At 64.5% G+C, this 12,163-nt stretch carries 11 protein-coding genes and 1 tRNA gene; 6 read left to right on the top strand and 6 right to left on the bottom strand.

From position 1 onward, the window contains the following. Window positions 1-606: 606 nt before the first annotated feature. On the top strand, window positions 607-1,995 hold the full coding sequence (gene gabP, locus F3J43_RS09880) for a GABA permease (protein WP_166885268.1): 1,389 nt from the start codon (window positions 607-609) through the stop codon (window positions 1,993-1,995). Between the two features lie 134 nt (window positions 1,996-2,129). Here the strand turns inward: gabP and F3J43_RS09885 are convergent, their stop codons facing one another. From F3J43_RS09885 to F3J43_RS09910, 6 genes are all read right to left on the bottom strand, one after another. Continuing rightward, window positions 2,130-2,573 carry a hypothetical protein gene (locus F3J43_RS09885; RefSeq protein WP_166885270.1) on the bottom strand — a complete coding sequence of 148 codons (444 nt, stop codon included), beginning with the start codon at window positions 2,571-2,573 and terminating at the stop codon, window positions 2,130-2,132. 90 nt (window positions 2,574-2,663) lie between these two features. Continuing rightward, entirely contained in the window at window positions 2,664-3,674 is a 1,011-nt protein-coding gene (gene ppk2, locus F3J43_RS09890) for a polyphosphate kinase 2 (RefSeq protein ID WP_166885272.1), read from the bottom strand. 185 nt (window positions 3,675-3,859) lie between these two features. Continuing rightward, a tRNA-Phe gene (locus F3J43_RS09895) sits at window positions 3,860-3,935 on the bottom strand. A gap of 90 nt (window positions 3,936-4,025) precedes the next feature. Then, the gene (locus F3J43_RS09900) at window positions 4,026-4,298 is read right to left on the bottom strand and encodes an oxidative damage protection protein (protein ID WP_011536185.1); all 273 of its coding nucleotides are present in this window, start codon (window positions 4,296-4,298) and stop codon (window positions 4,026-4,028) included. Continuing rightward, window positions 4,295-5,362, bottom strand: coding sequence for an A/G-specific adenine glycosylase (gene mutY, locus F3J43_RS09905; protein WP_166885274.1), 1,068 nt, complete (start codon window positions 5,360-5,362; stop codon window positions 4,295-4,297). Before mutY ends, F3J43_RS09900 begins: the two co-directional genes overlap by 4 nt. Beyond that, entirely contained in the window at window positions 5,359-7,602 is a 2,244-nt protein-coding gene (locus F3J43_RS09910) for an AsmA family protein (RefSeq protein WP_166885276.1), read from the bottom strand. The genes mutY and F3J43_RS09910 overlap by 4 nt, the downstream gene beginning before the upstream one ends. A gap of 379 nt (window positions 7,603-7,981) precedes the next feature. Between F3J43_RS09910 and F3J43_RS09915 the strand changes: the two genes are divergently transcribed. From F3J43_RS09915 to hisA, 5 genes are all read left to right on the top strand, one after another. Beyond that, window positions 7,982-9,640: an OFA family MFS transporter gene (locus tag F3J43_RS09915; RefSeq protein WP_166885278.1), complete on the top strand. Its 1,659-nt coding sequence runs from the start codon at window positions 7,982-7,984 to the stop codon at window positions 9,638-9,640. 260 nt (window positions 9,641-9,900) lie between these two features. Next, window positions 9,901-10,494: an imidazoleglycerol-phosphate dehydratase HisB gene (hisB, locus tag F3J43_RS09920; protein ID WP_166885280.1), complete on the top strand. Its 594-nt coding sequence runs from the start codon at window positions 9,901-9,903 to the stop codon at window positions 10,492-10,494. Beyond that, on the top strand, window positions 10,495-11,133 hold the full coding sequence (gene hisH / locus F3J43_RS09925) for an imidazole glycerol phosphate synthase subunit HisH (RefSeq protein ID WP_166885281.1): 639 nt from the start codon (window positions 10,495-10,497) through the stop codon (window positions 11,131-11,133). Then, window positions 11,134-11,394: a DUF2164 domain-containing protein gene (locus tag F3J43_RS09930; protein ID WP_166885283.1), complete on the top strand. Its 261-nt coding sequence runs from the start codon at window positions 11,134-11,136 to the stop codon at window positions 11,392-11,394. A gap of 27 nt (window positions 11,395-11,421) precedes the next feature. Then, entirely contained in the window at window positions 11,422-12,159 is a 738-nt protein-coding gene (hisA, locus tag F3J43_RS09935) for a 1-(5-phosphoribosyl)-5-[(5-phosphoribosylamino)methylideneamino]imidazole-4-carboxamide isomerase (RefSeq protein ID WP_084856396.1), read from the top strand. Window positions 12,160-12,163: the final 4 nt, after the last annotated feature.

Below are 12,163 nucleotides of genomic sequence, written 5' to 3' on the forward strand. Positions count from 1 at the left end.
GCGGTCCTCATGTGTTCGGGTGCATTCCCAGCTGTTGGCGGCCTTCCTGGCGTGCGCCACGCTAGCATAGCGGCGCAACGACGGCCAACGGGGTCGCTAGGGGCTCAGGTCGCTGGTGAGACAGTTTGTCGCATCGTTGCAGTGGACTGTCGCGAGGATGTCCGCAATGGCGTTTTGCCCAGCACCGGAGCCTTGATGAAAAAAGGCGCGATGGTGCCAGTTTTGGCCCGCCCTGGGAAGCCGTTTTTGGCCGGATGGCGCTTTGCCGGGGGCTGTGCGGGGTCAGGTTGCGCCGGAAGGTTGCGCTTTTGGCTGCACTGAAGTCGTGCACGGGTGTTACCGAGGGGCACCTTTGTTGCGTTTGTAAGTGGGTATTTCAGTAATCTGCCATTGGTACGGCAATTTGGCGGCCTTTCGGTCAAGTCGTGGCACAAAGGCCGCAAGGCCGCGTAGATTGCGGTCGGCAAAGCCAGCGGACGAACGTCATGGAAGAGTGGCGCGCTTATTGCCAGCAGGAAATGACCGAATGCAGCGACGCCTAAACCAACCCCGGGTTCGCTTCGTTTCCCTTCATTCGGGTGGTCCACTCCTTACAAAGGTAGTTTTATGAGCGGTAAGCACAATTCCAATGACCTCGCTCAGGGGCTCAAGCAACGGCATGTGACCATGCTGTCCATCGCAGGCGTGATCGGCGCCGGCCTGTTCGTCGGCTCCGGCCACGCCATCGCTGCCGCCGGCCCCGCCGTGCTGCTGGCCTATGCCGCCGCTGGCACCCTGGTGGTGCTGGTGATGCGCATGCTTGGCGAAATGGCGGTCGCCTCGCCGGACACCGGTTCGTTCTCCACCTATGCCGACCGTGCCATCGGGCGCTGGGCCGGCTTCACCATCGGCTGGCTGTACTGGTGGTTCTGGGTCCTGGTGATCCCGCTGGAAGCCAACGCCGCCGCGGCCATCCTGCATGCCTGGTTCCCGTCCGTTGACCTGTGGGCGTTCTCGCTGATCATCACCCTGGCGCTGACCATCACCAACCTGTTCAGCGTGAAGAACTACGGTGAGTTCGAGTTCTGGTTCGCCCTGCTCAAGGTGCTGGCGATCATCGGCTTCATCGTCGTCGGCTGCGCCGCCATGTTCGGCATGGTGCCGAACAGCCAGGTCAGCGGCATCAGCCACCTGTTCGATACCCAGGGTTTCATGCCCAATGGCCTGGGCGCCGTGCTGGCAGCCATGCTGACCACCATGTTCTCGTTCATGGGCACCGAGATCGTCACCATCGCCGCTGCTGAATCGAAGGACCCGGGCAAGCAGATCAGTCGTGCGACCAACTCGGTGATCTGGCGGATCTGCCTGTTCTACCTGGTGTCGATCTTCCTGGTCGTGGCCATGGTGCCGTGGAACGACCCGACCCTGGCGGAAAAAGGCTCCTACCAGACCGTCCTCAGCATGATCGGCGTACCGAACGCCAAGCTGATCGTCGATATCGTCGTGCTGATCGCCGTGACCAGCTGCCTGAACTCGGCGCTGTACACCTCCTCGCGCATGCTGTTCTCGCTGAGCAAGCGCGGCGATGCTCCGGCTGTCGCCCAGCGCACCACCAAGGCCGGCACGCCGCACTGGGCGGTGCTGCTGTCTACCGCGGCGGCGTTCCTGTGCGTGTTCGCCAACTTCCTGGCCCCGGCCGAGGTGTTCGAGTTCCTGCTGGCCAGCTCCGGTGCCATCGCCTTGCTGGTGTACCTGGTGATCGCCGTGTCGCAGCTGCGCATGCGCAGCCAGCGTGAGGCCAGTGGCGAGAAGATCTCGTTCAAGATGTGGATGTTCCCGGGCCTGACCTGGGCGACCATCGCGTTCATCATCGCCGTGCTGGTGGTTATGGCCTTGCGCGAGGATCACCGCGCCGAGATCATCGCCACGGCCATCCTCAGCATTGGTGTGGTGGCGGCCGGCCTGCTGGTGCATCGCCGGCGCGGTGTCGCGGCGCGCGTGGCGCTGGATAGCTGATCCACTGGTGAAATGAACAAGGCCGCGTCCTGTGAGGGGCGCGGCCTTTTTGCTGGGCTGTGCACGGGTTGTGGGAGCGGGCTTGCCCGGCGATCGCTAGCGCGGGGCAAGCCCGGATCCTGTGCAATCCTGTTTCAGCCGAACTGCTTCTGCTGTTGCTGCTGCTTGGCCACGACTTCCGAAGCGGTGATGTAGGCGTCCTGGAACTCGTCGCTCTCCAGCCAGGCCATGGTCGTGTCCTCGTCGGCGCCGTCGAGCCATTTGCGGTAGGCGGTGAACACCATGACGATGTAGTCGGTGGAGTGCTCTTCCTTGTGACCCTTGAGGACCAGGGCCAGCAGTGGGTCGACCAGGAACACCGAGATCATCGGCACCAGGCCGTCTTCCTGGGCTTGCTTCATCTTGTCGAACAGGCTGTTGTAGCTGCCCGAGTCCATCGCCTTGTTGAACACCTGCTCGACGCTGGCGCTGTCGCCGGCGCTGGCCTTGACTGCCTGGCCGCTGCGCACCATGCGGTTTTGCTTGGCCTTGGCGGCGGCGCGCTTGGCGCGTTTCTGTTGTTTGCTGTTGGTGGCCATGAGGGGCTGGTCCTTGGGGTATCGGTAAAGGCGCGTATTGAAGCGTAGTTGCCGGGGAAACCCAAGGGCTGCGCGGCAGCCCCCAGGGTTTCAGTTGAGCGGCGCCGCCGGCTCGTCCTCCTCGAACCCCCGCGATGCCCGGCCGACCAGCAGCGCATCCGGCGCGTGCGCCACGCTAGGGTCCTTGCCCGGATAATCCAGCGAATGCAGGAAGTGACGGATGCAGTTGATCCGTGCGCGCTTCTTGTCGTCGGACTTGATCACCGTCCATGGCGCATCGGCGGTGTCGGTGTGGAAGAACATGGCCTCCTTGGCCGCGGTGTAGTCTTCCCACTTGTCCAGCGACTTGATGTCGATGGGCGACAGTTTCCAGTGCTTGAGCGGGTCGTCGCGGCGCGAGATGAAGCGGCGCAGCTGCTCCTCGCGGTTCACCGAGAACCAGAACTTGAACAGCAGGATGCCGCTGTTGCACAGCATGCGCTCGAGGTCCGGCGCCTGGCGCATGAACTCCAGGTATTGCAGCGGGGTGCAGAAGTCCATGACCTTCTCGACCCCGGCGCGGTTGTACCAGGAGCGATCGAAGAACACCATTTCACCAGCGGTGGGCAGGTGCTGGATGTAGCGCTGGAAATACCACTGGCCCTTCTCTTGCTCGGAGGGCTTCTCCAGGGCGACGATGCGCGCGCCGCGTGGGTTCAGGTGTTCCATGAAGCGTTTGATGGTGCCGCCCTTGCCCGCAGCGTCGCGGCCCTCGAACAGCACCACGATGCGCTGGCCGGTCTCTTTCACCCAGCTCTGCACTTTCAGCAACTCGATCTGCAGGTCGTGCTTGGCCTTCTCGTAGTCCTGGCGGCGCATGCGCGTGCGGTACGGGTAGTTGGCCGGCAGGCGTGCCGAGGTGCTGTCCTCGCTGCTGCCTTTGCGCGCGTTGGCCACTTCCAGGGCGGCAGGTTGCTGGCTGACCTGGGTGATGGTCTCTGGCACGGCAGTGCTGGCAGCGGGCTTGCGCTGGCGTGGGCGGCGCGTGCGAGGAGCGGGCTTGGGGTGGCTGGCGCTGTCGCTGGGCGACGGCAGGAGGAGGGTGGCGGATTCTTCGCTCATGGAGGTCCTTGCGGGATCGTTCGAGTGTCCACCTTCCATCCTATGAGCGCAGGGCGGGTGGCTTTTTGATATCGATCAACCGGGGAGAAGGATCGTGCGGGAAAAATCGCAGGCAACAAAAAACCCGCACTGGGCGGGTTTCTTGTGTCGCTTCGGGTAACTTTGCAACCACCAGAAGCTGAAGGTGGTGCCCAGAGACGGAGTCGAACCGCCGACACGAGGATTTTCAATCCTCTGCTCTACCGACTGAGCTATCTGGGCGACGGGGCGAATTAAAAAGGTTTTCAGATCTTCCGTCAACGATTTTTTGAAAAATTTTTAAAATAAATCCGTCGCTTACGGTTTCCGGGGTCAATTCGAGGGCGGAACGTAGCCTTCGGCCTGGGCGTAGTCCTCGCCGGCGAAGAACTTGTCCATCTCGGCCTGGATGAACTTGCGATCCTCGGCATTCATCATGTTCAGGCGCTTCTCGTTGATCAGCATGGTCTGGTGGTCCTGCCACTCCTTCCAGGCCTTCTGCGAGATGTGCTCGAAGATGTCCTGGCCCTTGGCGCCCGGGTAGGGTGGACGGTCCAGGCCAGGCAGTTCTTCGTTGTACTTGCGGCACTTCACGGTGCGGGTCATCGGGTCTCTCCTGCAATCAGTTCGTCGGCCGCGCGTTGCAGCAGCTTCTTGACCGGGGCGGCGAGGCCCAGGCGCGGCGGGGTGGCGAGGTTATACCAGAGCCAGTCGGCCTCGGCCACGTGCGCGCCGACGGGTTCGACACGCACCAGCCAGGGCTCGATCGCCAGCTGGAAATGGCTGAAGGTGTGGGTCAGGCCCGTCAGGGCCTGGCTGCCGGCCAGACGCAGACCGTGCTGGTAGGCGAGGTCTTCGAGCTGCTCGAGGCTGTCCAGCTCCGGCAGGCTCCACAGCCCGCCCCACAGCCCGGAGGACGGTCGGCGGTAGAGCAGGATCGCACCTTCGTGGTTGGTCAGCAGCGGCATCAGGGTCTTGCGCTGGGGTAGGGCCTTGCGTGGCTTGGGCTCGGGGTAGCGGGTCTCTTCGCCGTGCAGGTGCGCCTCGCAGCCGCGCTGCAACGGGCAGATCAGGCAACTGGGCTTGCTGCGGGTGCACAGCGTCGCGCCCATGTCCATCATCGCCTGGGTGAAGTGGTTGACCCGGGTCATCGGCGTGAAACGCTCGGCGCTGGCCCACAGCTGGTTGGCCACCTTCGGCTCGCCTGGGTAGCCGGCCTGGGCGGTGAAGCGGGCCAGCACGCGCTTGACGTTGCCGTCGAGGATCGGCGCGCGAATGCCCATGCTGATGCTGGCGATGGCGCCGGCGGTGGAGCGGCCGATGCCGGGCAGCTCGGTGAGCTGTTCGACACTGCGCGGGAATTCGCCGCCATGCTGCGCGACGACGATCTTCGCGGCCTTCTGCAGGTTGCGGGCGCGGGTGTAGTAGCCCAGGCCCGTCCACAGGTGCAGGACCTCGTCCTCCGGTGCCTCGGCCAGGGCCTGCACGGTGGGCAGGGCCTGCATGAAGCGGTCGAAGTAGTTGAGCACGGTGCTGACCTGGGTCTGCTGCAGCATGATTTCGGAGACCCACACCCGGTAGGGGGTGATGCGCTGTTGCCAGGGCAGGTCATGCCGGCCGTGCTGGTCGTACCAATCCAGCACGGCGCTGGAGAACTGCTGGGGGGTCATCGCTTGAACAGCCCCTTGAGCGCGTCTTTGAGTTCTGGGCTCACCTTGTCTCCGAGTTTTTCATCGAGTTTCTGGTCGATCTTGTCCTTCAGGCGGTTGCCGGCCAGCTTGGCGGCAACCTTGCCCAGGCCGTCCTGGTCCAGGCGGCAGGCCTTGGCGCCCAGTTCCAGGGGGCCGCGGCAGCGCAGCGGCACTTCGACGCCGACATAGCGCTCGTTGACCTGGCAGGCTGGGTCGGGCATGGCGCGCTGGTCGCCGTCGACGATCACGCCGATGTTGTAGTCCATGCCCAGCACGCGCAGGTCGAGGTCGCCATGGCCGTTGACGGTCAGGCCTGGGATGCGCGCCTTCAGGTCAGGGTTGCTGGCCACGCCGTTGCGGATCACCAGGCTGCCGCGCAGTTCCTGGAAGGGTGTGTCCTTGCCGCGAGGCTCGCCGCTGAGTTGCTTGCGGTTGAGGGTGGCAATGGCCTGGCACAGCTGCTGTTCGAGGTTGGCGTTGACCAGCACGCCATCGTTGATGGTGAAGCTGGCAGTACCGTTGAGCGTGTCGACCAGCGCCTTCTGGCTGTTGCCGGTGGCGGTGAGGTCGCTGTTCAGGGTCAGCAGGCCTTTGACCGGTGGCGCCTGGTCCGGGCTTTCGCGCTTGATGAAGTGTTCCACGGGCACGCGGTTGATCCGGGTGTTCACGCCGATCTGTGGCACGGCGGGGCGCACGTCGACGCTGCCCTTGGCCTCGAAGGTACCGTTGTACAGGCCGCCGCGCAGGGTCTGCAGGGTGATCAGGCCGCCTTGGCCGGTGGCGGTGAGCTGGGCGTCGTTGATCGGCAGTTTGTCCAGCACCAGGGCGCCGAAGGACAGGTCGGCCTGCAGGTCGAGGGCGCGCAGGCGGTCCACCGGCAGCAGCTTGTCGCTGCTCCAGGCCTCCTGGGTCGGTGCGCTCGGCAGCGGCGTGGTGCCGGCACCGGCGACGGATTCCTGCTGCTTCACTTCGGCCTGGCGCGCGGCGGCGCTGCCCTTGGCTTGCTCGCTCTTGGCCGGCAGGTAGCGGTCGGCGTCGAACTTGTCGCCCTTGAGGCGTACGCGCAGGGCCTGCTTGGCGAAGTCGTCGATGGCAACACGACCGCTGAAGCTGCTGTCGTCGAGTTTCAGCGCCAGGTCCTCGAGGGCCAGACTGTTCTGGTTGCCTTGCAGGCGAGTGACCAGCTCCAGCTGCTTGAACGCGGCGGGATCGGCGGTCGCTGGCAGCGGGTGGCCGATGCCGTCGAGGAAGGTGCGCAGGTCGAGCTGGGCGATGGACAGCCCGCCGCTGACCTGCGGCGCCTTGTCCAGGTCGCGCACGTTCAGCTCGCCGAGGGCGCGCAACTGGTTGGCCGAGACCTTCAGGCCACTCCACGAGGCGACGTTGGCGGCCAGGTCGAGCAGCACTTGGCCCTGGGCGGAAAAGGTCAGGCTCTTGCCGGCCAGCGGCTCACCCGAGGTTTCCCCGGACAGGCGCATGTCCTCGAGGTTGTAGCGCTTGAGCTTGCGGTCGAAGCGCAACTCGCCGGTCAGTTCGGTGCGGGCCTTGATGTTCGGCTGGCTGGCGCTGAGGAAGGCGCTGGCCTTGAGCGGGATGTTCACGCCCTCGTGCACCGGACCGGTGCTCAGCTGGATGCTCTCGGCACCGTAGCTCTGGCCGTTCTTCTCATCGGTGTACAGGATCCGGGCGTTGTTCACGGTCAGGCTGTCGATGTCGAGCTTGACCGAACGCTCGCTGCTGTCCGCTTTGGGCGCGGTGGCGGCGGGCGCCTCGCCAGGCACGGTGGCCGGTGCGCCAGCGACGGCAGGGTCGGGCAGCGGCTTGCCGATGTCTTCCCAGTTGCCATGGCCATCGGCGTCGCGGGTGAGGGTGAGGTTCAGGCCCTCGACGCGCACGTCGCTCATTTGCACTTCGCGGCGCAGCAAGGGCAGTACGCGTACCGACAGGCCGAGCATCTGCAGATCGGCGAACGGCACCTTGGGGTTGTTCAGCGTGGCGATGCTCGCCTCGTGCAGCTCAAGGCCCAGCCAGGGGAACAGGCTCCAGCCGATGTCGCCGTTTAGGGTCAGTTCCACATGGGCCTTGTCGCGGGCCAGCTGGCGGATTTCGTCTTTGTAGTCGTTGGGATCGAAGAGGTGGGTCAGGGCGAAGCCCAGCGCCACGACGATCAGCAACAACCCGAGAAGTCCCAGCCCCAGGATTTTGCCGAACGCTTTCATGGGCGAGTCCTTGTAGTCCGTTTTTGAAAATTCAGGCGGCAGAGTATAGCGCCGCGGGGGTGTGCGCTGCGTATCCGACGTTTCGACAGTGTGTGTGCCGACAGTTCATTCATTGCCAGGGTGGGCCTCGTCGCGGGGCGTTCCTGCTCACACGCAGCCCAGGGTCTTGCCCCGCGGTGATGCCAGCGCTTATGCAACCGGTTCAGTTCCCGTGAAAAACACGGTATCAGATTGCTTCCATGACGCTGGCTACTGGTAACCTTGCGCCGCCCGCGCCTCCCCGTGACCGATTGTCACGGGCGTCGAAACGGCCTGCCTTGCGTGCAGCCATCCATAGAGCCGTCCGCGTGCACAGCCCACCTACAAGAAGGAACAATCCATGAACAGCAGTATCACGGCAGGGGCGCTGGCGAACACGCCTGGCTTCCTGTCGAAGGAGCGCATCATCGCCCGCCCGGGCTTCAATCGCTGGCTGGTGCCGCCAGCGGCCCTGGCGATCCACCTGTGCATAGGCATGGCCTATGGTTTCTCGGTGTTCTGGTTGCCGTTGTCCCAGGCCCTGGGTGTCAGCGCTCCGGTTGCCTGCGCCGCCGACATGGGCTTCGTCGCCCGCCTGTTCAGCGCCGAATGCGACTGGCCGATCTCCATGCTCAGCTGGATCTACACCCTGTTCTTCGTCTTCCTCGGCTGCTCGGCCGCGGTGCTCGGCGGCTGGCTGGAGCATGCCGGCCCCCGCAAGGCCGGCCTGGTCTCGGCGCTGTGCTGGTGCGGCGGCCTGCTGATCTCGGCGGTTGGCGTGAAGACCCATCAGCTGTGGCTGATGTGGCTTGGCTCGGGGGTGATCGGGGGGATCGGCCTGGGCCTGGGTTACATCTCGCCGGTGTCGACTCTGATCAAGTGGTTCCCGGACAAGCGCGGCATGGCCACCGGCATGGCGATCATGGGCTTCGGTGGCGGCGCCATGGTGGGTGCTCCGCTGGCCACGGCGCTCATGGGTCACTTCGCCAGTGCCAGTGAAGTGGGGGTGTGGCAAAGCTTCGTCGTCATGGCAGCGATCTACTTCGTGTTCATGACCGCGGGCGCGCTGGCCTATCGTGTACCGCCAACCGGTTGGAAGCCTGAAGGCTGGACGCCGTCGGCAAAACAGGGCAAGGCCATGGTCACCGACCGTCACGTGCATGTCAGCGTGGCCTGGAAGACCCCGCAGTTCGCCCTGATCTGGCTGGTACTGTGCCTGAACGTGTCGGCCGGTATCGGCATCCTCGGCATGGCCTCGCCGCTGCTGCAGGAAGTGTTCGCCGGCAAGCTGCTGGGCAACACGCTGGCCTTCGGTGAACTGGATGCCGCGCAGTTGGCGCAGATCGCCGCCATCGCCGCGGGCTTCACTGGCCTGCTGAGCCTGTTCAACATCGGCGGGCGCTTCTTCTGGGCGTCGTTCTCCGACTATATCGGGCGCAAGAACACCTACTTTGCCTTCTTCGCCCTGGGCGTGGGCCTCTACAGCCTGGTCCCGAACATGGGCCATCTGGGCAATGTGGCGCTGTTCGTGACCGCGTTCTGCATCATCCTGTCGATGTACGGCGGTGGGTTCTCGACCGTGCCGGCATATCTGGCCGACCTGTTCGGCACGCAGATGGTCGGTGCCATTCACGGTCGCCTGCTGACCGCCTGGGCGGCTGCCGGCGTGCTCGGTCCGGTACTGATCACCTACCTGCGCGAGGCGCAACTGGCGGCGGGTGTCGAGCGGGCCGCGGCCTACGACATGACCCTGTACATCCTCGCCGGGCTGCTGGTGCTGGGCTTCATCTGCAACCTGCTGGTACGACCGGTGGCGGACAAGCACTTCATGACCGACGCCGAGCTGGCGGCCGAGCGGGCCCTGAGCCATGACAAGGGCGCGGATTCGGCACGCTCGCTGGAGTGGCACGCGGCGCCGGGGAGCCTGCCGCTGGTGCTGCTGGCCTGGGCGGTGGTGGTGATACCGCTGGCCTGGGGGGTGTGGGTGACCTTGCAGAAGACGGCGGTACTGTTCCACTGATCGAGAGCGCTGGGGCGCCTTGCGCCCCTTTCGCGACACAAGATCGCTCTTGCAGGGCGCGCATATACCCAACGATTGCGCGGCCCCTGCAAGAGCGGCCTCGGCCTGCAAAGCCGTCCCGGTCTGTTCTTGTATAGACCTGTAGAACCCTCCGTCCCCCCGTAATTACTAGCTCTGCCATATGTCATGCGCGTTTCAAGCCGGCGCGTTCTGGGCCTATAATGAAGCCCTTTTCGCCCAATGATTTTGCGGAGCTGGTGATGGTCGAACGTAAGGCTTCCGTCGAGCGCAATACCCTGGAGACCCAGGTCAAGGCCTCGATCAACCTCGATGGCAGTGGCAAGGCCCGATTCGATATCGGCGTGCCTTTCCTTGAACACATGCTGGACCAGATCGCCCGACATGGGTTGATCGATCTGGACATCGAGTGCAAGGGTGACCTGCATATCGACGATCACCATACCGTCGAGGACGTCGGCATCACCCTGGGCCAGGCATTCGCCCAGGCCATCGGCGACAAGAAGGGCATCCGCCGCTACGGCCATGCCTACGTGCCGCTGGATGAAGCCCTGTCGCGCGTGGTCATCGACTTTTCCGGTCGTCCGGGCCTGCAGATGCATGTGCCGTATACCCGCGCCAGCGTCGGTGGCTTCGATGTCGACCTGTTCCAGGAGTTCTTCCAGGGCTTCGTCAACCACGCCCTGGTGACCTTGCACATCGACAACCTGCGTGGCCACAACACCCACCACCAGATCGAGACCGTGTTCAAGGCCTTCGGCCGCGCGCTGCGCATGGCCGTCGAGCAGGACGAGCGCATGGCCGGGCAGATGCCTTCCACCAAGGGATGCCTGTAAATGCAGACGGTAGCCGTGATCGACTATGGCATGGGCAACCTGCACTCGGTGGCCAAGGCCCTGGAGCACGTAGGCGCCGGCAAGGTGCTGGTGACCAGCGATGCCGCGGTGATTCGCGAGGCTGACCGCGTGGTGTTCCCGGGCGTGGGCGCGATCCGCGACTGCATGGCCGAAATCCGCCGTCTGGGCTTCGACAGCCTGGTGCGTGAAGTCAGCCAGGACCGCCCGTTCCTCGGCATCTGCGTCGGCATGCAAGCGCTGCTCGAGCATAGCGAAGAAAACGACGGTGTTGACTGCATTGGCCTGTTCCCTGGCCAGGTGCGCTTCTTCGGCAAAGACCTGAAGGAAGACGGCGAGCACCTGAAGGTGCCGCACATGGGTTGGAACGAAGTCAGCCAGACCATCGACCACCCGCTGTGGCACGACATTCCCGACCGTGCACGCTTCTACTTCGTGCACAGTTACTTCATCGAGGCCGGCAAGCCGGGCCAGGTGGTCGGTCGCGGCCACTACGGCGTCGACTTCGCGGCCGCGCTGGCCGAAGGTTCGCGCTTTGCCGTGCAGTTCCACCCGGAGAAGAGCCATACCCATGGCCTGCAACTGCTGCAGAACTTCGTCGCCTGGGACGGGCGCTGGTAAATGAGCCGATCGAAGACCAAGGCCCCGGCCATCACCCTGGCCCCCGAGCAGGAGCGCGAGGCGCTCGACACCTTGAAGCGCTTCCTTGAAGACCGCTTCGAGCTGGAGCTCGGGTCGTTCGAGGTGGCCGAGGTCCTCGAGCTGTTCAGCAAAGAAATTGCACCTCACTACTACAACAGGGCGATTGCCGATGTTCAGCTGCACCTCAAGGAGCGGTTCGAGAGCATCGAGAGCGATCTGTGGGCACTCGAGAAGCCCTGAAACCCCAAGAACAGACAGGTTCCCAAGATGCTGATTATCCCCGCTATCGATCTGAAGGACGGTGCCTGCGTGCGCCTGCGCCAGGGCCGCATGGACGACTCCACGGTCTTTTCCGATGACCCGGTGAGCATGGCTGCCAAATGGGTCGAGGGTGGCTGCCGCCGCCTGCACCTGGTCGACCTCAACGGCGCCTTCGAAGGCCAGCCGGTCAACGGCGAGGTGGTCACCGCCATCGCCAAGCGCTACCCGAACCTGCCGATCCAGATCGGCGGCGGCATCCGCTCGCTGGAAACCATCGAGCACTACGTCAAGGCTGGCGTCAGCTACGTGATCATCGGCACCAAGGCGGTCAAGCAGCCGGAGTTCGTCGCCGAGGCGTGCAAGGCGTTCCCGGGCAAGGTCATCGTCGGCCTGGACGCCAAGGACGGCTTCGTCGCCACCGACGGTTGGGCCGAGGTCAGCTCGGTGCAGGTCATCGACCTGGCCAAGCGCTTCGAGGCCGATGGCGTCTCGGCGATCGTCTACACCGATATCGCCAAGGACGGCATGATGCAGGGCTGCAACGTGCCGTTCACCAAGGCGCTGGCCGAAGCCACCTCGATTCCGGTGATCGCCTCGGGCGGTATCCACAACCTGGGCGATATCAAGGCCCTGCTGGACGCCAAGGCCCCGGGCATCATCGGTGCCATTACCGGCCGTGCCATCTACGAAGGCACCCTCGACGTCGCCGAGGCCCAGGCCTTCTGCGACAACTACCAAGGCTGAGGAG

The organism is Pantoea sp. Cy-639, assembly GCF_011752525.1.
Taxonomy (GTDB): domain Bacteria; phylum Pseudomonadota; class Gammaproteobacteria; order Pseudomonadales; family Pseudomonadaceae; genus Aquipseudomonas.

Coding starts and splice junctions, on each gene's coding strand:
- gabP (WP_166885268.1), top strand. CDS start 607: ATGAGCGGTAAGCACAATTCCAATGACCTCGCTCAGGGGCTCAAGCAA.
- F3J43_RS09885 (WP_166885270.1), bottom strand. CDS start 2,573: ATGGCCACCAACAGCAAACAACAGAAACGCGCCAAGCGCGCCGCCGCC.
- ppk2 (WP_166885272.1), bottom strand. CDS start 3,674: ATGAGCGAAGAATCCGCCACCCTCCTCCTGCCGTCGCCCAGCGACAGC.
- F3J43_RS09900 (WP_011536185.1), bottom strand. CDS start 4,298: ATGACCCGCACCGTGAAGTGCCGCAAGTACAACGAAGAACTGCCTGGC.
- mutY (WP_166885274.1), bottom strand. CDS start 5,362: ATGACCCCCCAGCAGTTCTCCAGCGCCGTGCTGGATTGGTACGACCAG.
- F3J43_RS09910 (WP_166885276.1), bottom strand. CDS start 7,602: ATGAAAGCGTTCGGCAAAATCCTGGGGCTGGGACTTCTCGGGTTGTTG.
- F3J43_RS09915 (WP_166885278.1), top strand. CDS start 7,982: ATGAACAGCAGTATCACGGCAGGGGCGCTGGCGAACACGCCTGGCTTC.
- hisB (WP_166885280.1), top strand. CDS start 9,901: ATGGTCGAACGTAAGGCTTCCGTCGAGCGCAATACCCTGGAGACCCAG.
- hisH (WP_166885281.1), top strand. CDS start 10,495: ATGCAGACGGTAGCCGTGATCGACTATGGCATGGGCAACCTGCACTCG.
- F3J43_RS09930 (WP_166885283.1), top strand. CDS start 11,134: ATGAGCCGATCGAAGACCAAGGCCCCGGCCATCACCCTGGCCCCCGAG.
- hisA (WP_084856396.1), top strand. CDS start 11,422: ATGCTGATTATCCCCGCTATCGATCTGAAGGACGGTGCCTGCGTGCGC.